At 69.0% G+C, this 21,364-nt stretch carries 15 protein-coding genes; 7 read left to right on the plus strand and 8 right to left on the minus strand.

All coding sequences use genetic code 11. The features are described 5' to 3' along the window. Positions 1 to 203: 203 nt before the first annotated feature. Complete coding sequence (arc, locus tag AB0D04_RS25435) at positions 204 to 1,970, minus strand: proteasome ATPase (RefSeq protein ID WP_362707464.1); 1,767 nt, start codon at positions 1,968 to 1,970, stop codon at positions 204 to 206. 249 nt (positions 1,971 to 2,219) lie between these two features. On the opposite strand from arc, the gene AB0D04_RS25440 reads away from it, so the two are divergent. Beyond that, positions 2,220 to 2,522 (plus strand): ferredoxin, encoded by a 303-nt coding sequence (locus AB0D04_RS25440; RefSeq protein ID WP_362707466.1) that lies wholly within the window; start codon positions 2,220 to 2,222, stop codon positions 2,520 to 2,522. Positions 2,523 to 2,600: 78 nt separating this feature from the next. Here AB0D04_RS25440 and AB0D04_RS25445 read toward each other — a convergent pair whose 3' ends face one another. The 3 genes from AB0D04_RS25445 to AB0D04_RS25455 all read right to left on the minus strand — a co-directional run bounded on the left by AB0D04_RS25445 (position 2,601) and on the right by AB0D04_RS25455 (position 5,850). After that, entirely contained in the window at positions 2,601 to 3,185 is a 585-nt protein-coding gene (locus AB0D04_RS25445; protein WP_362707467.1) for a hypothetical protein, read from the minus strand. 237 nt (positions 3,186 to 3,422) lie between these two features. Then, entirely contained in the window at positions 3,423 to 4,364 is a 942-nt protein-coding gene (locus AB0D04_RS25450; protein ID WP_362707469.1) for a tRNA (adenine-N1)-methyltransferase, read from the minus strand. A 202-nt stretch (positions 4,365 to 4,566) separates the two neighbouring features. Continuing rightward, a complete protein-coding gene (locus tag AB0D04_RS25455) occupies positions 4,567 to 5,850 on the minus strand; it encodes a site-2 protease family protein (RefSeq protein WP_362707471.1) in 1,284 nt (427 codons plus the stop codon). A gap of 176 nt (positions 5,851 to 6,026) precedes the next feature. Between AB0D04_RS25455 and AB0D04_RS25460 the strand changes: the two genes are divergently transcribed. After that, positions 6,027 to 6,995, plus strand: coding sequence for a RecB family exonuclease (locus AB0D04_RS25460; protein WP_362707474.1), 969 nt, complete (start codon positions 6,027 to 6,029; stop codon positions 6,993 to 6,995). A gap of 13 nt (positions 6,996 to 7,008) precedes the next feature. Continuing rightward, positions 7,009 to 7,680: a response regulator transcription factor gene (locus tag AB0D04_RS25465; protein ID WP_362707477.1), complete on the plus strand. Its 672-nt coding sequence runs from the start codon at positions 7,009 to 7,011 to the stop codon at positions 7,678 to 7,680. Positions 7,681 to 7,756: 76 nt separating this feature from the next. Here the strand turns inward: AB0D04_RS25465 and AB0D04_RS25470 are convergent, their stop codons facing one another. The 4 genes from AB0D04_RS25470 to metH all read right to left on the minus strand — a co-directional run bounded on the left by AB0D04_RS25470 (position 7,757) and on the right by metH (position 15,875). Further along, positions 7,757 to 9,355: an ABC transporter substrate-binding protein gene (locus AB0D04_RS25470; protein WP_362707479.1), complete on the minus strand. Its 1,599-nt coding sequence runs from the start codon at positions 9,353 to 9,355 to the stop codon at positions 7,757 to 7,759. A 133-nt stretch (positions 9,356 to 9,488) separates the two neighbouring features. Then, positions 9,489 to 11,096 carry an ABC transporter substrate-binding protein gene (locus AB0D04_RS25475; RefSeq protein WP_362707481.1) on the minus strand — a complete coding sequence of 536 codons (1,608 nt, stop codon included), beginning with the start codon at positions 11,094 to 11,096 and terminating at the stop codon, positions 9,489 to 9,491. 395 nt (positions 11,097 to 11,491) lie between these two features. Further along, positions 11,492 to 12,193 carry an HAD family phosphatase gene (locus AB0D04_RS25480; protein ID WP_362707484.1) on the minus strand — a complete coding sequence of 234 codons (702 nt, stop codon included), beginning with the start codon at positions 12,191 to 12,193 and terminating at the stop codon, positions 11,492 to 11,494. A gap of 172 nt (positions 12,194 to 12,365) precedes the next feature. Next, the gene (metH, locus tag AB0D04_RS25485) at positions 12,366 to 15,875 is read right to left on the minus strand and encodes a methionine synthase (protein ID WP_362707486.1); all 3,510 of its coding nucleotides are present in this window, start codon (positions 15,873 to 15,875) and stop codon (positions 12,366 to 12,368) included. Between the two features lie 237 nt (positions 15,876 to 16,112). Between metH and AB0D04_RS25490 the strand changes: the two genes are divergently transcribed. From AB0D04_RS25490 to AB0D04_RS25505, 4 genes are all read left to right on the plus strand, one after another. After that, the gene (locus AB0D04_RS25490) at positions 16,113 to 16,877 is read left to right on the plus strand and encodes an IclR family transcriptional regulator (protein WP_362707489.1); all 765 of its coding nucleotides are present in this window, start codon (positions 16,113 to 16,115) and stop codon (positions 16,875 to 16,877) included. A gap of 227 nt (positions 16,878 to 17,104) precedes the next feature. Beyond that, entirely contained in the window at positions 17,105 to 17,893 is a 789-nt protein-coding gene (locus tag AB0D04_RS25495; protein ID WP_362707490.1) for an MIP/aquaporin family protein, read from the plus strand. A gap of 49 nt (positions 17,894 to 17,942) precedes the next feature. Then, a complete protein-coding gene (glpK, locus tag AB0D04_RS25500) occupies positions 17,943 to 19,487 on the plus strand; it encodes a glycerol kinase GlpK (RefSeq protein WP_362707493.1) in 1,545 nt (514 codons plus the stop codon). 13 nt (positions 19,488 to 19,500) lie between these two features. After that, positions 19,501 to 21,105, plus strand: coding sequence for a glycerol-3-phosphate dehydrogenase/oxidase (locus AB0D04_RS25505; RefSeq protein ID WP_362707496.1), 1,605 nt, complete (start codon positions 19,501 to 19,503; stop codon positions 21,103 to 21,105). The last annotated feature ends 259 nt before the right edge of the window (positions 21,106 to 21,364 follow it).

Raw genomic sequence — 21,364 nt, forward strand, 5'->3', positions numbered from 1 at the left:
CGTTCTCCGCTCCCGCACAGCGTGACGCGGCGGTACCGAAGAGCCTAGAACGCCTTTGCGGCGCTGGGGAGATCATTACAGTCATTGCTCCAGTCCGGTTTTCCCTGGTCCCTCGCGCTCTTGACGGGGCCGGCCCGTGCGGCCCCGGAAAAGCGTCCGGCTGCGGACGCCCCGTGCAGGACATCCGCAGCCGGAGTGCGGTGTTACAGGTATTGGCCGGTATTCGCCACCGTGTCGATGGAGCGGCCGGTGTCGGCGCCCTGCTTTCCGGTGACCAGCGTACGGATGTATACGATCCGCTCGCCCTTCTTGCCGGAGATCCGGGCCCAGTCGTCCGGGTTGGTGGTGTTGGGCAGGTCCTCGTTCTCCTTGAACTCGTCCACGCAGGCCTGGAGGAGATGGGAGACCCGCAGGCCCTTTTGATTGTGCTCGAGGAAGGCCTTGATGGCCATCTTCTTTGCACGTCCGACGATGTTTTCGATCATCGCTCCGGAGTTGAAGTCCTTGAAGTAAAGGACTTCCTTGTCACCATTGGCATAGGTGACCTCGAGGAAGCGATTTTCCTCGGATTCCGCATACATCTGCTCGACGACCGACTGGATCATCGCGCTGACTGCGGCCTTACGGGAATCGCCGTGCTCGGAGAGATCATCGGCGTGCAGCGGAAGCCTGTCCGTGAGGTACTTCGAGAAGATGTCCTTGGCGGCCTCCGCGTCCGGACGCTCGATCTTGATCTTCACATCGAGGCGGCCGGGGCGCAGGATCGCCGGGTCGATCATGTCCTCGCGGTTGGAGGCGCCGATCACGATGACGTTCTCGAGGCCCTCGACGCCGTCGATCTCGGAGAGCAGCTGCGGGACGATGGTGTTCTCCACGTCCGAGCTGACGCCGGATCCCCGGGTACGGAAGAGGGAGTCCATCTCGTCGAAGAAGACGATGACGGGCGTGCCCTCGCTGGCCTTTTCCCTGGCCCGCTGGAAGACCAGCCGGATGTGCCGCTCCGTCTCTCCGACGTATTTGTTGAGCAGCTCGGGACCCTTGATGTTGAGGAAGAAGCTCTTCCCCGCGGGCTGCCCGGTCACCTCGGCGACCTTTTTGGCAAGGGAGTTCGCGACCGCCTTGGCGATGAGTGTCTTGCCGCAGCCGGGCGGGCCGTAGAGCAAGACACCCTTGGGCGGGCGCAGTTCGTGCTCCTTGAAGAGGTCGGGGTAGAGGTACGGAAGTTCGACCGCGTCCCGGATCAGTTCGATCTGGCCGCCCAGACCGCCGATCTTGGTGTAGTCGATGTCCGGGACCTCTTCGAGGACGAGCTCCTCGACCTCGCTCTTCGGGATGACTTCGTAGACGTAGCCGGAGCGGGGTTCGAGCAGCAGGGCGTCGCCGGCGCGGATGGTGATGTCCAGCAGGGGCTCGGCGAGCCGCACCACCCGCTCCTCGTCGGTGTGCCCGATGACCAGCGCACGCTCGCCGTCCTCAAGGATTTCCTTGAGGGTGACGATGTCGCCGGCGCTCTCGTACTCCATGGCCTCGACCACATTGAGCGCTTCGTTGAGCATGACCTCCTGGCCGCGCCGGAGGTCCTCGAGCTCCACGCTGGGGCTGACATTGACCCGGAGTTTTCTGCCTCCGGTGAAAATGTCGGCCGTGCCGTCCTCGTTCGTCTGCAGGAAGACACCGAAGCCGGCCGGGGGCTGTGCAAGCCGGTCGACCTCCTCCTTGAGCGCGACGATCTGGTCGCGGGCCTCGCGGAGAGTATTGGCGAGTCGCTCGTTCTGGGCGGAAACGCCGGCCAGGTTGGTCTGCAGCTCGACGATCCGCTCTTCGAGAATCCTCGTGTGCCGCGGAGAGTCGGCGAGCTTGCGTCGCAGGACGGCGATCTCCTGCTCAAGATAGGCAACCTGGCCGGCTGGATCTTCAGACCCTCGCCCCGGCCGGATGCCGCGGTTGATGTCGTCGTCGTGGGCTGCCACGGTCCTCACCTCCTCCAAGGAGCTGGACGCTTCCTGACCCTACCTGGGCCGGTGCAGGTTGAAACCCCTAGATCGAAAAGACTGTCGGGGTGTGTCCGATCTTCACCCTTGCGCACGTCCTCACGCCAAGGGAATACCCACCCAACAACATCGGAAAGCGAGCGGTTGTATCGTCGAGTCGGTCAACACCCGTCAGGGCTGGCGCCACTTAGACAAAAACGGTTCACGTACGCAGGAACGGCAGGCGAGATGACCGCGCAGGAAGAAGCCACTCCAGAGCTTGAAGTCTGGATCGACCAGGACCTGTGCACCGGCGACGGGATCTGCGTGCAGTACGCCCCGGAGGTCTTCGAGCTCGATATCGACGGCCTGGCCTATGTCAAGAGCGCGGAAGACGAGCTGCTGCAGGACAAGGGGGCCACAACGCCCGTCCCGCTGCCGCTGCTCAACGATGTCCGGGACTCGGCCAAGGAATGCCCGGGGGACTGCATTCATGTACGCCGGGTCGCGGACCTGGTCGAGGTGTACGGGCCGGATGCCGACCAGCCGTAACGCGGCGTAGACACCGCACGGACAGGGCGTAGGCGGAGCGTAGGAGATGCCCCATTTACGCGCACTCCGCGTGACGAATCAGGCACCCTCGGTGCTCGCATCGGCGGGCAATTCGCTCTGGATGAACTTCCCGTCCCGCCATTGCCACTTGGCGCTCTTGTGGACGTCGGGGCAGCAGTGCGGGACGTCGAGCGTGGAGTAGCCCAGGAGCGTCGCGGAGACCTTGCCGCGCTGCAGGGCGAAGTCCTGGACGCTGAGCTTCCGGGAGGGCGCGAGAAGGGTCGCCACGACGCGCGGCGCGGCCTTGGGGTCGGCCGGCTGGGCGAGGACGAAGACGCCGCTGGGCGGGGTGCCGGTCTCGGAGTGGCAGCGGACCACGGCGACGGTCTCGGTGGTGCCGTCGCCGTCGAGGTCGCCGGAGGTCCTTTTCACGACGTCGAGGCGGTTGGGTCCGCAATTGACGGGAAAGGTGGCCTTGGCCGGGTCGGGGGCGGCCGTGGTGTGCCGGCCGGTCCTCGCGTCATGGGCGGAGGTGGCCGTGGCGTCGGGAGGCTGGATGAAGGACGCGACCGCGACGACCGCCGAGACTGCGGTGGCCGTGGCGAGCCAGTGCATGGGGTGGGGCTGGGTATGCAGAAGGTCCTGGCCTGCCAAGGGCTGCACGCGGGGTAACTCCTGTGAAGAGCTGTGGCGGTGGGAGTGCCCAGCATCGTTCCACAGCGGGCGGCGGCGCGGAACCAGCGGGAGCGGAGTTTTACGCTCCGATCACGCAGTGGGCGAAGACGTGAACGAAGTGCCGGGCGAAGATCAGGACGAGCGGTACGAAAAGGCGCCGCCGGCGGTCCCCCTGGGGGGAACTCGTCGGCGGCGCCCGGTGGTTCGGTGGCCGGTTCCGGACGGTCAGCGGTCCGTGGCGCCTTCGGTGGCGTCGCCGCCGTCGGAGGCCGCGCCCTGGGCCTTCTTGCCGGGCCCGGTGTAGTCCTCGCCGTACGCGCCCTTGGCGGGGCGGCGGCGGCGCAGCGGGGGCTCGACGCCGTCGGCGAGGCGGCGGGCGGTGAGCAGGAAGCCGGTGTGGCCGATCATGCGGTGGTCGGGGCGGACGGCGAGGCCCTCGACGTGCCAGGTGCGGACCATGGTTTCCCAGGCCGACGGCTCGTTGAAGGTGCCGTGTTCGCGGATCGACTCGACGGTGCGGGCCAGCTGCGTGGTCGTGGCGACGTAGGCGCAGAGGATGCCGCCGGGGACCAGGGCCTTGGAGACGGCCTCCAGGCACTCCCAGGGGGCGAGCATGTCGAGGATGACGCGGTCGACCTCGGTGTCGGAGAGGTTGTCCTGGAGGTCACCGACGGTGAGCGTCCAGGCGGGGTGCGGGCCGCCGAAGTAGCGCTCGACGTTCTGCGTGGCAATCTCGGCGAAGTCGGCGCGGCGCTCGTAGGAGTGCAGCATGCCGTGGTCGCCGATGGCGCGCAGCAGGAAGCTGCTGAGCGAGCCGGATCCCACCCCCGCCTCGACGACGCGGGCGCCGGGGAAGATGTCGGCCATCGCCAGGATCTGCCCCGCGTCCTTGGGGTAGACCACGGCGGCGCCGCGGGGCATGGACAGGACGTAGTCGGGGAGCAGCGGGCGCAGCGCGAGGTAGGCGACGTTCCCGGTGGTACGGACAACACTGCCCTCGGGAGCACCGATCAGCTCGTCGTGGGGGAAGGCTCCCTTGTGGGTGTGGAAGCTTTTTCCCTCTTCGAGCGTGAAGGTGTAGTGGCGTCCCTTGGGGTCGGTGAGCTGGACCTGGTCCCCGACCTTGAAGGGCCCGCGACGGCGGGCGGCACCGGTCGGTTCGGACATGTGACCAGCCTACCGGCCGAACGGGGCGGGACGGACCAGTGGGCGGCGGGGGCGGGGTGGCACGGCGGGCCGGGCTCGGGGGTGGCCGGGCGCCAACGGGCCGTTCGAACGCGGCGGTCCCCCCGGCTGGGGGCTACCCAGGGGTGCGGGGCGCGAAGCCCGCGGGTAGCCCGCCCGCCGCCTCCAGGGGAAGCCCGCGCCCTCAGGACCGTCGGGCCATGGCGGCGACGAAGGCCCGTTCCACGTCGGCCGTGGACAGCACGCCGTAGATCTCGCCGGTCTCCTCGACGACCAGGTACTCGGTGGCGGGGGTGGCGCGGAGGTATTCCAGGAGGTCCTCGCCGGCGAGTTCGGCGGAGACGCGCATGCCGTCCTTGAGGTCCTGGGCGAGGGTGCCCACGGGGACCCAGGGGCGGCGGTGGTCGGGGACGCCGACGATGGCGGCCTCGCGGACCAGGGCGGTGGGGCTGCCCTTGCGGTCGACGACGACGAGGGCACGGGCACCGGCGTCGTTGGCGCGGCGCAGCGCCTCGGACAGCGGGGTGTCGGTCTCCACCGGGACGGCGCGGCGGGTCAGCGTGCGGGCGGTGAGATCGGGGAGGCGTTCGCGCAGCCGGGCCATGCGCAGGCTGTTGCCGGCGCCGGTCCAGATGATGGCGGCCAGGATCGCGGCAAGCAGGGCGTCGGTGAGCGAGTCGGCGCCGCCGAGCTCGGCGGGGGCGGTGCCCAGGGCGCCGGTGTGGGTGAGCAGCGGGAGGCCGATGAGGACGGTGACGGCGAGTGCGCGGCCGACCCAGGCGGCGGCGATGGTGCCGGTCATGGGCTTGCCGGTGATCTTCCAGACGACGGCGCGGAGCATCCGGCCGCCGTCCAGGGGGAGGCCGGGCAGCAGGTTGAAGACCGCGACGATGAGGTTGGAGATCATCAGGCCGGCCAGCAGGACACCGGGGACGGTGGCGGGTGCGACCAGCTGCATGCCCACGTAGAAGACGCCGGCCAGGACGAGGGAGAGCAGCGGCCCGACGAAGGCGAGGACGAATTCCCGGCCGGGGGTCTCGCTCTCCTTCTCGATCTCCGAGACACCGCCGAAGAACTGGAGCTGGATGCGGCGTACGGGGAGCTTGAAGCGGAGCGCGGCGACGGTGTGGGCGAGCTCGTGGACGAGCACCGAGGCGTAGAAGGCCACGGCGAAGAAGAGGGAGACGAGGTAGCGGGCGGTGCCGAGCTCGGGCAGTACGCGCTCGAGCTGGCCGCCGAAGACCCAGGTGATCAGGGCGGCGACCACGAACCAGCTGGGGGCGACATAGACCGGTACGCCGAAGGGGCGGCCCATGAGGATGCCGCCGCCTTTTTTCTTCTCCGGGGGCCTGGGCTCCTTGGCGCCCTTGGGCGGCTCGGTCCTGGGCGGCTCGGTGTCCTTGGGCGGCTCGGGCGGCCGGTGCTGCACGGACTCCTGGGGGTCCTGCGGCTTCCCGCTGTCGTCCACGGCGTCCCCTCGTCGAATGCGGCCTTCGCGCCTGCGTGGCGTGATCTCCCGATCATGCAGGGCAAAGGGGTCTGGCGTCGATGGTATGCGGAGCGTTCGGGCCGTATCCCCCGCGGGGGCCCTGCCTGCCGCGGGCGGTACGCGGTTGTCAGTGGCGGGCCGTAGGGTCTTGTGGCATGGGAACGAGCACCGAGAGGGCCGAGGCGGCCACGCAGGGCGGGCAGGGCGGGCAGGGCGCGCAGCAGACCGCGGGCGGGCCAGAAGCCCGGCAGGTGGGGCCGCAGGCGGCAGCGGCCGCTCGCCCGGTTGCGCTGTCGCCGTCGCGGGCGAGCGATTTCATGCAGTGTCCGCTGCTGTACCGCTTCCGGGTGATCGACAAGCTGCCGGAGAAGCCGAGCGCGGCGGCGACCCGGGGCACGGTGGTCCATGCGGTGCTGGAGCGGCTCTTCGACGCGCCGGCAGCGGAGCGTACGGCGCCGGGCGCGCGGGCGATGGTGCCGGGCGAGTGGGAGAACCTGCTGGCCAAGCGGCCGGAGCTGGCGGAGCTGTTCGCGGACGATGCGGACGGTGAGCGGCTGGCGGCGTGGCTGGCGGATGCCGAGGCCCTGGTGGAGCGGTGGTTCTCGCTGGAGGACCCGACGCGGCTGGAGCCGGCCGAGCGCGAGCTGTATGTGGAGACGGTGCTGGATTCCGGGCTGCAGCTGCGGGGGTTCATCGACCGGGTCGACATCGCGCCGACGGGCGAGGTGCGGATCGTCGACTACAAGACGGGCAAGGCGCCGCGGCCGCAGTTCGCCGAGGGTGCGCTGTTCCAGATGAAGTTCTATGCGCTGGTGATGTGGCGGCGCAGCGGTACGGTCCCGCGGCGGCTGCAGCTGGTGTATCTGGGCAGCGGCGATGTGGTCACGTACGACCCGAGCGAGGCCGATCTGCGGGGCGTGGAGCGGAAGTTGCTGGCGCTGTGGGAGGCGATCCAGCTGGCGACGGACACCGGCGACTGGCGGCCGCGGCCGACGAAGCTGTGCGGCTGGTGCGACCACCAGGCGCACTGCCCGGAATTCGGCGGCACTCCCCCGGTGTATCCGCTGCAGGTGCGCCCGGCGGACGGCGGCGGGGTGCCGCAGGGCAGAATGGAGCAGATCTAACAAAGGAGAGCTCGTGGCCATCCGCGTCCTGCTGGTCGACGACCAGCCCCTGCTGCGCACGGGATTCCGCATGATCCTGGAGGCCGAGCAGGATCTGGCGGTCGTCGGTGAGGCCGGTGACGGTCTGCAGGCGCTGGACCAGGTGCGTGCCCTGCAGCCCGATGTGGTGCTGATGGACATCCGGATGCCCCGGATGGACGGCGTCGAGGCGACCCGGCAGATCACCGGCCCGGCGAAGGACGGCCCGGCCAAGGTGCTGGTGCTGACCACCTTCGACCTGGACGAATATGTCGTCGAGGCGCTGCGGGCCGGGGCCAGTGGCTTTCTGCTCAAGGACGCGCCGGCCAATGAGCTGGTGCAGGCGATCCGGGTGGTGGCCGCGGGCGAGGCGATGCTGGCGCCCAGCATCACGCGCCGGCTGCTGGACAAGTACGCCGGCCATCTGCCGTCGGGCGAGGAGCCGCTGCCGGACACCCTGCACACCCTCACCGAGCGCGAGGTGGAGGTGCTGAAGCTGGTGGCGCGCGGGCTGTCGAACGCCGAGATCGCCGCGGACCTGTTCGTCAGCGAGACGACCGTCAAGACGCATGTGGGCCATGTGCTGACGAAGCTGCGCCTGCGTGACCGGGTGCAGGCGGCGGTGTACGCGTACGAGAGCGGGCTGGTGCGCCCCGGCGCGCAGTAGCGGGCGGGGCACGGACGAGGAGGGCGGGGCCGGTCGGACCGGCCCCGCCCTCATCCGTGTCTGCGCACGGGCCGGATCAGTCGTCGGCCGCCTTGCTGATCTCCCAGAAGCGGAAGACCGTCGAGGAGTCCAGCGTCCACTCCAGGCCGGAGATGCCGTCGCGGGCGACGGCGTACTGCTTGCCCTGCCACAGCGGGATGACCGGCACATCGCGGGCGACGATGTCCTGCAGCTTGCGGAAGTCGTCCTTGGTGGCGCCGCGGTCGGGCTGGTCGGCGGTCCTGGGCAGCAGCTTGCCGGCGATCTGCGGCGAGTCGTAGTGGTTGGACAGCACGCTGTTCTTGCCGAAGAACGGCGCGGTGAAGTTGTCCGGGTCCGGGTAGTCGGGGATCCAGCCCTTGACGTAGACGCCGAACCGGCCGGAGGCCATGCCCTTCTCGTACTCCTCGGTGGGCACGCTGCGCACCTTGGCGTCGAACAGGCCGCCGGCGTTGAGCTGTTGGGCGATTTCCTTGACGGCGGGGACGGTGCCGGGGCCGAAGCGGTCGGGGGTGGCCCACAGGGTGAGCGGGACCTTGCCGCGCACGCCGGCGTCGCGCAGGGCGTCGGCCGCCTTGTCGGGTTGCGGGCGGTCGCCGTAGGCGTTGAAGAAGGCGGTGTTGTGGCCCGTGATGCCCGCGGGAACGACGGAGTACAGCGGTTCGGCGGTGTGCCGGTAGACGTCGCGGACGAGGGTGGAGCGGTCCAGGAGGTAGGCGATCGCCTTACGGACACCGGGCTTGCCCGCGACGGGGTCCTTGAGGTTGAACACCAGGTGCATGACCTCGGCGCTGTCGCCCTCTATCACCTTGGTGCCGCGCTGTTCGTGGAGCGAGGCCTTGGTGAGGGCGGAGAGGTCCTGCAGGGACAGTCCGCGGTAGGCCAGATCCACGGAGCCGCTGCTGACCGCCTGCTTCAGCCGCTCGGGGGTGCCGTAGAACTTCACGGTCATCCCGGAGTTGTTGACCTTGGCGGGGCCCTTGTAGCCGGGGTTGACTCCGAAGACGGCCTTCTTGGGCCCGTACTCGTCGAGGGTGTAGACGCCGGAGCCGACGGCCTTGTTGTCGGTGCGCAGGCGGTCGGCGGGGTAGGCGGCGTGGTCGACGATGGAGCCGGCGCCCGAGGCGATCTTCATGGGGAAGGTGGCGTCGGGCGTCTTCAGACGGAAGACGACGGTTTTGTCGTCGGGCGTGTCGACCTTGTCGAGGGCGGTGAACATCACCGCAGGGCCGTTCTTGTCGTCGATGCGCCGCACACGGTCAAAGGAGAACTTGACGTCCTTCGAGGTCAGCGCGTGGCCGTTGCTGAAGGTGAGGCCGTCCTTGAGGGTGCAGCGGTAGACCTTGCTGCGGGTGTCGGTGAAGGTGCAGCTCTCGGCGGCTTCCGGTTGGGGCGTGGTGCCGCCCTTGGGGAAGCTCAGCAGGGACTGGAAGACGTTGTTGAACAGCAGCCAGGACCCGGGGTCGTAGCCGGCGGCGGGGTCGGTGGCGACGAACTTTTCGTTCATGCCCATGACGACTGGCTCGCCCTGGCCCGCCCCGCCCGAGTCGTCGGAGCTGCATCCCGCGAGCGCGAGAAGGGCTGTTGCCAGCCCCGCTCCGATCGGGGCGGCCAGCCTCTGGTCACGCTGCCTCACTAGGGGGTTCCTCACGTTCGGTGTCGCGGTGGTGCGGTGGTGCGGTTCGCTGTGATGCGGTTCGCGGGTGCATGGTGCGGCAGCCGCGGGCCTGCCGTGGCTGCTCAGGTGGTCGTACGGGCGGCTGCCGGGGTCAGTCGGCGACGCCGCGGCCCAGCTCCCAGATCTGCAGTGCCGAGGCGGAGTTGAGGGCCCAGCCCAGGCCGGTGATGTCGTCGCGGGCGGCGACGTACTGCTTGCCCTGCCACAGCGGGAGGATCGGGACGTCGTCGGCCAGGATGTCCTGCGCCTGCTTGAAGCCGGCCGCGGCGGCGTTGCGGTCGGTCTGCTGGCGGGTGGTGGGGATCAGCTGCGACTCGATCCGGGAGTTGCGGTAGGGGGTGTTGAGGAAGTTGCCCTTGCCGATGAACGGGGCGATGTAGTTGTCCGCGTCCGGGAGGTCGGCGAACCAGCCCATCCCGTAGGCGGTGTACTTCCCGGCCCGGGCGTTGGCGCGGAACTGCTGCCAGCTGTCGACGCCCTTGATGTCGACGCGGAAGAGCTTGCTGGCGTTGAGCTGCTTCTGCAGCGTACGGAACTCCTTGGCGGTGCTGGAGCCGTAGTGCTGCGTGGTGTAGGTGAGGGTGAACTTCACCGGGGTGGTGATGTTCGCCTGCTGCAAGGTCTTGCGGGCGGCGGCGACGCTGGGGTTCCCGTACTTGTTGAAGAACGAGTTGGTGTGGCCGGTCAGGCCGGTGGGGACCAGCGAGTAGAGCGGGTCACCCGTGTAGGCGTAGACCTCGCGCACCAGCTGCGAGCGGTTGACGATCTGCGCCATCGCCTGCCGCACGGCCTTGTCGGAGACCTTGGGGTCCTTGGTGTTGAAGGCGAGGTAGCGGATCTCCTGGCCCGGCATCGGCTCGAGCGCGATGTGCTGGTCGCGGGCGTTCTCCAGGCCCCTGATCTGGTCCGGTCCCAGGCCGCGGTTCATCACATCGACATCGCCCTTGCGCAGCGCCGCCTCCATGGCCGCGGAGTCGCCGAAGAAGCGCATCTCGACCTTGTCGTTCTCGACCTTGATCCCGCCCTTGTACTCGGGGTTCTTGGTGAAGACGGCCTTGGTGATGCGGTTCGAGGTGTGTTCGGCCTTGAGGGTGTACGGGCCGGAGCCGATCAGGTCGAAGCCCTTGTAGAGGTGGTTCTCGGAGTACACGTCGGGATCGACGATCGCCGCGGCGGGTGTCGCCAGCTTTTGCGGGAAGGTTGCGTCGGGCTTGTTGAGGTGGAAGACGATCTCGTTGTCGCTGGGCGTCTCGACCTTGTCGATGCCGTAGAGCAGCGACACCGGCCCGCTGGTGTTGTCGATCTTCCGCATCCGGTCGAAGGAGAACTTCACGTCCTGCGACGTCAGGGCGTGGCCGTTGGAGAACGTCAGCCCCTTGCGCAGGGTGCAGCGGTACTGCTCGTTCTGCGTGTCCCGGAACCCGCACGACTCGGCCGCCTCGGGCACCGGCGCCGTGCCCGTCCGGGGCTGCCGCAGCAGCGTCTGGAGGGTGCTGCGCAGGATGTTCCAGCCGTCGACGTCGTAGGCCTGTGCCGGGTCGAGGGGAGCGGGCGCCGCCTTGGTGGCCTCGATCTGCGAGGCGACCCCGACGACGATGGGGTCGCCGCCTTCGCCCGCGCCGTCCGCGCCGCCGCAGGCAGCGAGTACGGGGGCGAGCAGACCGGCCAGGACCGGCAGCACCAAGGTCTTGCGGTTCATCGTCGGCAGGTTCCTTATCAGCGCAGAGAAGTGCTCGCGTCGACATTAGTAGGAACGGTCAGCCGGTCCGGGACACAACGGAGTTGAATCAATATGGCGACGGGATAACGGTAACGGCGTGACCGATATCCGGACGGCGGAACGATTCGCACGTTGCTCCACCAATCCGGACACTTACCCCCGTAGAAACCCTCAAGGGCACCCCCTGGAACACCTGTCGACCCCTCTGTCGACGGCACGGCACGTGAGAAACGTCACGCATTCCAGGAACGCTCGCACCAAAGGAATTCCGCCAGTGCATTCGTTACGGAAAATGAGCGCCCCGCTCCCCAGAGTTCCCGGTGTTTTCCGTGCGGACGGACCCGGGCGCGCCGGGGACACGCTCGGTGCACGATTCAGCGGCTTTCCGTGATGAGCGCGCGGAGAAAAGCGAGATCGACTTCTTTCAGCGAGCCCACGACGGTACGGCCCTTCGATGGCGGGATCGGGATCACCGACGGCACCGCGACCACCCGGCAGCCCGCGGCCTCGCCCGCCGTCACCCCCGTCAGGGTGTCCTCGACGACGGCACAGCACCCCGGGTCCACGCCCAGCCGGGCGGCGGCCGTCAGATAGGGGTCCGGGTGCGGCTTGGTGCGCTCCAGCTCGTCGCCGGCCAGCGTCAGGTCGAAGTTCTCCCGGCCGAGCCAGTGCAGCATCAGGTCGATGATGGCGCGGTGCGAGGCGGTGACCAGGGCGGTCGGCACCCCGTGGGCCCTCAGTTCGGCCAGCAGCCGCCGGGCACCCGGCATCAGCGGCACCCCGCGGCTGATCCGGGCGGCAAAGCGGGCGTTCAGCAGCCCGCTGAGCTCGGCGAGGCCGATCTCGGCGCCGGTCGCCTGGATGAGATAGCCGGCGCTGCGGGTCATCGGGCCGCCGACGACGACCTCACGGTGGCCGTCGTCCAGGATGTGGCCCAGTTCGGCGAAGACCTCGGCCTCGGCCTCCCACCAGAACCCCTCGGTGTCGACGAGGGTGCCGTCCAGGTCGAGGAAGACGGCCTGGAGGGTGGCGGGCTCGGCCGTGCGGGTGCCGACTGCGGGGATGCTGCTGGTCATCCATCCACCTCCGTGGGGATGTCCCCGAAGGGACGAAAGGGCCGGTCGCCGCCCCCGGAGGGGGTTGCGACCGGCCACTACCGGACCGACCAGTGTACGACGGTACGGCCCGATACGCGCGGTCAAGCGGACGAAAATCGTCCGGGACCCGGCACTGCCCGGCGTTGTCCCGCTACCGCGCGTTGAAGTACTTCGCCTCCGGGTGGTGGATGACGATGGCGTCCGTGGACTGCTCGGGGTGCAGCTGGAACTCCTCGGAGAGCTCGACGCCGATCCGCTCCGGCTGCAGCAGGTCCGCGATCTTGGCGCGGTCCTCCAGGTCGGGGCAGGCGCCGTAGCCGAGCGAGAAGCGCGCGCCGCGGTACTTGAGCGCGAACATGTCCTCGACGTCGGCCGGGTCCTCGCCCGCGAAGCCGAGCTCGCCGCGCACCCGGGCGTGCCAGTACTCGGCCAGTGCCTCGGCCAACTGGACGGACAGACCGTGCAGTTCGAGGTAGTCGCGGTAGGCGTTGGCCTCGAACAGCTCGGCCGTGGCGGCGCCGATCTTCGAGCCGACGGTGACGACCTGGAGGCCGACGACGTCGCGCTCGCCGGACTCCTCCGGGCGGAAGAAGTCCGCCAGGCACAGGCGGCGGCCGCGGCGCTGGCGCGGGAAGGTGAAGCGGGTGCGCTCGGTGCCGTCCTCGTTCAGGAGGATGAGGTCGTCGCCCTTGGAGTGGCAGGGGAAGTAGCCGTGGACGACGGCGGCTTCGAGGAGGTTCTCGGTCTGCAGCTTGTCCAGCCAGCCGCGCAGCCGCGGGCGGCCCTCGGTCTCCACCAGCTCCTCATAGGTGGGGCCCTCGCCCGTACGGGCCTGCTTGAGGCCCCACTGGCCCTTGAAGAGCGCGCCCTCGTCCAGCCAGGACGCGTAGTCGGCGAGCTGGATGCCCTTGACGACGCGGGTGCCCCAGAACGGCGGGGTGGGGACGGGGTTGTCGACGGCGACGTCGGAGCGTACGGAACCCTCGGGCTCCTCGACCTCCAGGACCGCCGTGTCCTTCTTGGCCACCCGGCGCTGCTTGAGCTCGGGCAGGACGGCGCCGGGCACCCCGCGCTTGACGGCGATCAGGGCGTCCATCAGGCGCAGTCCCTCGAACGCGTCGCGGGCGTAGCGGACTTCGCCCTCGTAGATCTCGTGGAGGTCCTGCTCGACATAGGCGCGGGTGAGGGCCGCGCCGCCGAGGATGACGGGGAAGTCCGCGGCCATCTTGCGCTGGTTGAGCTCCTCCAGGTTCTCCTTCATGATCACGGTGGACTTGACCAGGAGCCCGGACATGCCGATGACGTCGGCGCGGTGTTCCTCGGCGGCTTCCAGGATCGCCGAGACCGGCTGCTTGATACCGAGGTTGACGACGTTGTAGCCGTTGTTGGACAGGATGATGTCGACGAGGTTCTTGCCGATGTCGTGGACGTCGCCGCGGACGGTGGCGAGCACGATGGTGCCCTTGCCCTCCGCGTCCGACTTCTCCATGTGCGGCTCCAGGTAGGCCACCGCGGTCTTCATGACCTCGGCGGACTGGAGGACGAACGGCAGCTGCATCTGGCCGGAGCCGAAGAGCTCGCCGACGACCTTCATGCCCTCCAGGAGGATGTCGTTGACGATCTCCAGGGCCGGGCGCTGGGCGAGCGCCGTGTCCAGGTCCTGCTCCAGGCCGTTCTTCTCGCCGTCGATGATGCGGCGCTGGAGGCGCTCCTCCAGCGGCAGGGCGAGCAGTTCCTCGGCCTTGCCGGCCTTCATGGACTTCATGTTGACGCCCTCGAAGAGCTCCATGAGCTTCTGGAGGGGGTCATAGCCTTCGGCGCGGCGGTCGTAGACCAGGTCGAGGGCGGCCTTGACCTGCTCCTCCTCCAGGCGCGCGATCGGCAGGATCTTGGACGCGTGGACGATCGCCGAGTCCAGGCCGGCCTTGACGCACTCGTCCAGGAAGACGGAGTTGAGGACGACGCGGGCGGCCGGGTTGAGGCCGAAGGAGATGTTCGACAGACCGAGGGTGGTCTGTACCTCGGGGTGCCGCTTCTTCAGCTCGCGGATCGCCTCGATGGTGGCGATGCCGTCCTTGCGGGACTCCTCCTGACCGGTACAGATGGTGAAGGTCAGGCAGTCGATGAGGATGTCCGACTCGTGGATGCCCCAGTTGCCGGTGAGGTCGGCGATGAGGCGCTCGGCGATGGCGACCTTGTGCTCGACGGTGCGGGCCTGGCCCTCCTCGTCGATGGTCAGCGCGATCAGCGCCGCGCCGTGCTCCTGGGCGAGCTGGGTGACCTTCGCGAAGCGGGACTCGGGGCCGTCGCCGTCCTCGTAGTTGACGGAGTTGATCACGGCGCGGCCGCCGAGCTTCTCCAGCCCCGCCTGGATCACCGGGACCTCGGTGGAGTCCAGGACGATGGGCAGGGTGGAGGCGGTGGCGAAGCGCCCGGCCAGCTCCTCCATGTCGGCGACGCCGTCGCGGCCGACGTAGTCGACGCACAGGTCGAGCATGTGGGCGCCCTCGCGGATCTGGTCGCGGGCCATCTCCACACAGTCGTCCCAGCGGGCCTCCAGCATGGCCTCGCGGAACTTCTTCGAGCCGTTGGCGTTGGTGCGTTCGCCGATCGCCATGTACGAGGTGTCCTGGCGGAAGGGCACGGTCTGGTAGAGCGAGGCGGCGCCGGGCTCGGGGCGCGGCTCACGGGCGGTGGGGGCCACGCCACGGACCCGCTCGACGACCTGCCGCAGGTGCTCGGGCGTCGTACCGCAGCAGCCGCCGACCAGGGACAGCCCGTATTCGGCGACGAACGTCTCCTGGGCGTCGGCCAGCTCGGTGGCGGACAGCGGGTAGTGGGCGCCGTTCTTGCCCAGGACCGGCAGGCCGGCGTTCGGCATGCACGAGAGCGGGACGCGGGAGTGCCGGGCGAGGTAGCGCAGGTGCTCGCTCATCTCGGCGGGGCCGGTGGCGCAGTTCAGGCCGATCATGTCGATGCCCAGCGGCTCCAGGGCCGTGAGGGCGGCGCCGATCTCGGAGCCCAGCAGCATGGTGCCGGTGGTCTCGACGGTGACGGAGCAGATGATCGGCAGCTTGGTGCCGGTGGCCTCCAGGGCGCGGCGGGCGCCCAGGATCGAGGCCTTGGTCTGCAGCAGGTCCTGGGTGGTCTCCACCAGCAGCGCGTCGGCGCCGCCGGCGATCATGCCCTCGGCGTTCTGCTGGTAGGCGTCGCGCAGGGTGACGTAGGGGGCGTGGCCCAGGGTCGGCAGCTTGGTGCCGGGGCCCATGGAGCCGAGGACGTAGCGCTGCTGGCCGGTCTTCTCGGTGAACTCGTCGGCGACCTCGCGGGCGATGCGCGCGCCCGACTCGGACAGCTCGAAGACCCGCTCGGGGATGTCGTACTCGGCGAGCGCCGCGAAGTTCGCGCCGAAGGTGTTGGTCTCGACGCAGTCGACGCCGACGGCGAAGTACTCCTCGTGGACCGAGCGGACGATGTCCGGCCGGGTGAGGTTGAGGATCTCGTTGCAGCCCTCGAGCTGCTCGAAGTCCTCCAGCGTCGGATCCTGCGCCTGCAGCATCGTGCCCATCGCACCGTCGGCTACCACCACCCGCGAGGCCAGTGCCTCACGCAGTGATTCGACTCGGGATGTGCTGGTGGACGATGGCGTGTACGAGGCCATGGAGATGCTCCCTGGTTGCGACGGCTGTCGGCTTTGCACCCTCCGGCAGAGGGCGCACCCGGCCAGCGTAGCTGTCGGTCCCGTACAGGGGTTCCCCATTCCACGCCGTGGACAGCGGGGCCGGGTGGGGGGTCCATGGACTATCCATGATCGTTGATAGACCCTGTTGACTGCCAAGAGTCGGCATGGACCGATATCGTTTGGCATTGTCGAACCGCATACTTCGGAGGTTGCCCGATGGCACGCACGATCCAGTCGCTGGAGCGAGCAGCCGCGATGCTGCGGCTGCTCGCAGGAGGGGAACGGCGGCTGGGACTCTCCGACATCTCCTCCTCCCTGGGGCTGGCCAAGGGCACCGCCCACGGGATCCTGCGCACACTGCAGCAGGAGGGCTTCGTCGAGCAGGACCTGGCATCCGGCCGCTACCAGCTGGGCGCGGAGCTGCTGCGCCTGGGCAACAGCTATCTGGACGTGCACGAGCTGCGGGCCCGCGCTCTCGTATGGACCGACGACCTGGCCCGCTCCAGCGGGGAGAGCGTCTATCTGGGCGTGCTGCACCAGCAGGGTGTCCTGATCGTGCACCACGTCTTCCGGCCCGACGACAGCCGCCAGGTCCTCGAGGTCGGGGCGATGCAGCCGCTGCACTGCACGGCGCTGGGCAAGGTGCTCTCGGCCTACGACCCGGTCGCGCACAGCGAGGTGGCCGAGGCGGAGCGGCAGGCGCTCACGCCGCGCACCGTGACCGACCTGGACGACTTCGAGAAGCTGCTGGACCTGGCCCGGGCGCGGGGCTGGGCCGCGGACGTGGAGGAGACCTGGGACGGCGTCGCCTCGGTGGCCGCGCCGATCCATGACCGGCGGCGGATGCCGGTGGGTGCGGTGGGTGTCACAGGAGCCGTGGAGCGGGTCTGCCGGGAGGGTGAACTGCGGCCGGAAATCATCGCTGCGGTGAGGGATTGCGCACGTGCCGTGTCAAGGGATCTTGGCGCAGGCCGGTTCTGACCGTATTTCGCCGATTTGTTCACCTAAGTTTTTCGCCACGGAACCCTTGACGAGGTTCTTATGGTGAACAAAACTGCCGTTCGTCGGTCGGCATTGTCGAACACCTAACGACAATATTCGCTATGGTGGGCACTGCCGCCGGCCGACCACCGCCCTCTCGGAGGGTGCGGACCACCGGAGGGACCCGGGGTTCGCCTTCCCCTGGACGAAGGACAAAGGAGTCGCCGGTGTCCAGCTCCGACATCTTCCTCAGCGAAACCATCGGTACCGCTGTACTGCTCTTGATGGGTGGCGGCGTCTGTGCCGCCGTGACGTTCAAGCGCTCCAAGGCATTCAACGCCGGATGGGTCGCCATCGCCTTCGGGTGGGGCTTCGCCGTCCTCACAGGTGCCTACATCGCCGCCAAGTCCGGCGCGCACCTCAACCCCGCTGTGACCATCGGTCTCGCCATCAAGGGCGGCATCGAGTGGAATCAGGTTCCGGTGTACTTCGCCGGTGAAATGCTCGGCGCCATGATCGGCGCGGTGCTGGTCTGGATCACGTACTACGGACAGTTCCAGGCACATCTGACCGACAAGCAGGTGCTGGCCGATCACACCAGCGAGGAGGGCCTGGTCGACCCCAAGGCCGCTCCCAAGGCGGGCCCGGTGCTCGGCATCTTCTCCACCGGCCCGGAGATCCGGCACACGGTGCAGAACCTGGCCACCGAGATCATCGCCACCATCGTGCTCGTGCTCGGGATCCTCACCCTCGGCCTGAGTGACAACGGAAAGGGCGTCGGCACGATCGGCACGATGCTGGTCGCGCTGATGGTCGTCGGCATCGGTCTGTCGCTCGGCGGACCGACCGGATACGCCATCAACCCGGTCCGCGACCTCGGCCCGCGCATTGTGCATGCGCTGCTGCCGCTGCCCAACAAGGGCGGTTCAGACTGGGGCTACGCATGGATCCCGGTCGTCGGCCCGCTCATCGGCGGAGCCATCGCCGGTGGCATCTACCAGGTGGCATTCGCCTGAGCCGCCTGACCGCCCCGACTGAGCCCGCACAGACTTCTTGGAGCACACCATGAGCGACACCCCCAGCACCTCCTCGCACGGCCACGGCCCGTTCATCGCGGCCATCGACCAGGGCACGACCTCGAGCCGCTGCATCGTCTTCGACAAGGACGGCCGGATCGTCTCGGTCGACCAGAAGGAGCACGAGCAGATCTTCCCGAAGCCGGGCTGGGTCGAGCACAACGCGACCGAGATCTGGACCAACGTCCAGCAGGTCGTCGACGGCGCCGTCGAGAAGGCGGGCATCACCGCCAAGGACGTCAAGGCCATCGGCATCACCAACCAGCGCGAGACCACCGTGCTCTGGGACAAGAACACCGGTGAGCCCGTCCACAACGCCATCGTCTGGCAGGACACCCGTACCGACGCGCTCTGCAAGGAGCTCGGCCGCAACGTCGGCCAGGACCGCTTCCGCCGCGAGACGGGCCTGCCGCTGGCCTCCTACTTCGCGGGCCCGAAGATCCGCTGGCTGCTCGACAACGTCGAGGGCCTGCGCGAGCGCGCCGAGCGCGGCGAGATCCTCTTCGGCACGATGGACTCCTGGGTCATCTGGAACCTCACCGGCGGCGTCGACGGCGGCCACCACGTCACCGACGTCACCAACGCCTCGCGCACCATGCTGATGAACCTGCACAACCTCGAGTGGGACGACAAGATCCTCACGTCGATGGACATCCCGGCCGCGGTGCTGCCGGAGATCAGGTCGTCCGCCGAGGTCTACGGCACCAGCGCCGTCGGCGTCCTCGCCGGGGTCCCGGTCGCCTCCGCGCTCGGCGACCAGCAGGCCGCGCTCTTCGGCCAGACCTGCTTTGCGCAGGGCGAGGCCAAGTCCACGTACGGCACCGGCACCTTCATGCTGATGAACACCGGCCATGAGCCGGTCAACTCCTACAACGGGCTGCTGACCACCGTCGGCTACCGCATCGGCGACCAGCAGCCGGTCTACGCCCTGGAAGGCTCCATCGCCGTCACCGGCTCGCTCGTCCAGTGGATGCGCGACCAGATGGGGCTCATCAACTCCGCGGCCGAGATCGAGACCCTGGCCAGCACGGTCGAGGACAACGGCGGCGCCTACTTCGTGCCGGCCTTCTCCGGCCTGTTCGCCCCGTACTGGCGCTCGGACGCGCGCGGTGTGATCGCGGGCCTGACCCGTTACGTCACCAAGGCGCACATCGCCCGCGCCGTACTCGAGGCCACCGCCTGGCAGACCCGTGAGATCACCGACGCCATGACCAAGGACTCCGGCGTCGAGCTGACCGCACTCAAGGTCGACGGCGGCATGACCTCCAACAACCTGCTGATGCAGACCATCTCGGACTTCCTGGACGCCCCCGTGGTGCGCCCGATGGTCGCCGAGACCACCTGCCTCGGCGCTGCCTATGCGGCCGGACTGGCCGTCGGCTTCTGGTCCAGCACCGACGAACTGCGCGCCAACTGGCGCCGGGCCGCCGAATGGACCCCCCGGATGGATGCGGCCACCCGTGACCGCGAATACAAGAGCTGGCTCAAGGCCGTCGAGCGGACCATGGGCTGGCTCGACGACGACGAGAGCTGACGAGGAGCACATCATGAGCACCCTGCAGAGCGTCCCGGCCCTCGGGACGCACCCGGCCAGCGGTTCCACCGCGAGCCGTGCCGAGACCCGGGAGCAGCTTTCCAAGGCGACGTACGACCTCCTGGTGATCGGCGGCGGCATCCTGGGCATCTCCACCGCCTGGCACGCCGCGCAGGCCGGACTGCGGGTGGCCCTGGTGGACGCCGGTGACTTCGCCGGCGCCACCTCCTCCGCCTCCTCCAAGCTGCTGCACGGCGGTCTGCGCTACCTGCAGACCGGCGCGGTCAAGCTGGTGGCGGAGAACCACTTCGAGCGACGTGCGGTGTCGCGCCAGGTGGCACCGCACCTCGCCAACCCCCTCACCTTCTACCTGCCCGTCTACAAGGGCGGCCCGCACGGCGCGGCCAAGCTCGGCGCGGGCGTCTTCGCCTACTCCGCGCTGTCCGCGTTCGGCGACGGCGTCGGCCATGTCATAAGCCCGTCCAAGGCCGCGCGCGACGTGCCCGAGCTGCGGACGGACAACCTCAAGGCCGTGGCCGTGTACGGCGACGACCAGATGAACGACTCCCGGATGGCCCTGATGACCGTCCGTGCGGCGGTCGCGGCCGGCGCCACGGTCCTCAACCACGCCGAGGTCACCGGACTGCGCTTCACCCAGGGCCGGGTCACCGGCGCCGAGCTCAAGGACCGTATGGACGGCCAGGAGTTCGGCGTCAGCGCCCGCCTGGTCCTCAACGCCACCGGCCCCTGGGTCGACCACCTGCGCAAGATGGAGGACCCGAAGGCGGCCCCCTCCATCCGTCTGTCCAAGGGCGCCCACCTGGTCCTCAAGCGGACCGCCCCCTGGAAGGCCGCGCTGGCCACGCCGATCGACAAGTACCGCATCACCTTCGCCCTCCCCTGGGAGGACATGCTGCTGCTGGGCACCACGGACGAGGAGTTCGAGGGCGACCCGGCGGATGTCGCGGTCAACGAGAAGGACACCGCCCAGATCCTGGACGAGGCCGCCTTCTCCATCCGCGACCAGCAGCTCTCCCGCGACCTGATCACGTACTCCTTCGCGGGTCTGCGGGTGCTGCCCGGCGGCCCCGGCGACACCTCCAAGGCCAAGCGCGAGACGGTCGTCACCGAGGGCAGCGGCGGCATGCTGTCGGTCGCCGGCGGCAAGTGGACGACCTTCCGCCACATCGGCCGTACGGTGATGAACAAGCTCGCCGCGCTGCCCGGCCAGCCGCTGGGCGAGGACATGGAGCCCATCTCCCAGCTGCCGAAGAAGCTCCCGCTGCCCGGTATCGCCAACCCCAACGCGGTCGCCCACCGGCTGCTGGTCGACGGCGGCACCCCCGGCCCGCGGATGGCCCCGGAGACCGCCCGCCACCTGGCCACCCACTACGGCTCGCTGTCCTTCGACATCGCCCGGCTGGCCAACGACAACCCGGCGCTGGCCGAGCGCATCCACCCGGACGCGCCGGAGATCTGGGCGCAGGTCGCCTACGCCCGCGACCACGAGTGGGCCGAGACGGTCGACGATGTGCTGCGCCGCCGGACCACGCTGATGATCCGCGGACTGGACACGGAGGACGTCCGGGCCAAGGTGAAGGACATGCTGACGGACTGACGATGCGTCAGGCATGGGGCGGGCCTCGGGGCCGCCCCATCGTCGCGTCTGCTCCTCGTGTCCGCCCGTCGTATCCGCCCGTCGTCTCCGCGTCGTCTCCGCTCGCGGTTGTCCACAGGCCGGACGACCGGGATGGTCACTGTCAGTGACGGCTGCGATGATGTTCACCGAGACGCCTCAGCGGAGGACGAAGAGACACCTCAGCGGGGGACAACAGGGGACACGGGGGTCTGCAATGGATCGGCGAAGGCTTCGGCGG

Origin of the sequence: Streptomyces sp. NPDC048483 (genome assembly GCF_040651455.1) — a bacterium.
In the GTDB taxonomy this organism is placed as follows: domain Bacteria; phylum Actinomycetota; class Actinomycetes; order Streptomycetales; family Streptomycetaceae; genus Streptomyces.

Excerpts from the sequence above, each read along its gene's own strand:
- AB0D04_RS25440 (WP_362707466.1), top strand. The coding sequence starts at position 2,220 with ATGACCGCGCAGGAAGAAGCCACTCCAGAGCTTGAAGTCTGGATCGAC.
- AB0D04_RS25480 (WP_362707484.1), bottom strand. The coding sequence starts at position 12,193 with ATGACCAGCAGCATCCCCGCAGTCGGCACCCGCACGGCCGAGCCCGCC.
- AB0D04_RS25490 (WP_362707489.1), top strand. The coding sequence starts at position 16,113 with ATGGCACGCACGATCCAGTCGCTGGAGCGAGCAGCCGCGATGCTGCGG.
- AB0D04_RS25475 (WP_362707481.1), bottom strand. The coding sequence starts at position 11,096 with ATGAACCGCAAGACCTTGGTGCTGCCGGTCCTGGCCGGTCTGCTCGCC.
- AB0D04_RS25505 (WP_362707496.1), top strand. The coding sequence starts at position 19,501 with ATGAGCACCCTGCAGAGCGTCCCGGCCCTCGGGACGCACCCGGCCAGC.
- AB0D04_RS25450 (WP_362707469.1), bottom strand. The coding sequence starts at position 4,364 with ATGTCCGAACCGACCGGTGCCGCCCGCCGTCGCGGGCCCTTCAAGGTC.
- metH (WP_362707486.1), bottom strand. The coding sequence starts at position 15,875 with ATGGCCTCGTACACGCCATCGTCCACCAGCACATCCCGAGTCGAATCA.
- AB0D04_RS25460 (WP_362707474.1), top strand. The coding sequence starts at position 6,027 with ATGGGAACGAGCACCGAGAGGGCCGAGGCGGCCACGCAGGGCGGGCAG.
- glpK (WP_362707493.1), top strand. The coding sequence starts at position 17,943 with ATGAGCGACACCCCCAGCACCTCCTCGCACGGCCACGGCCCGTTCATC.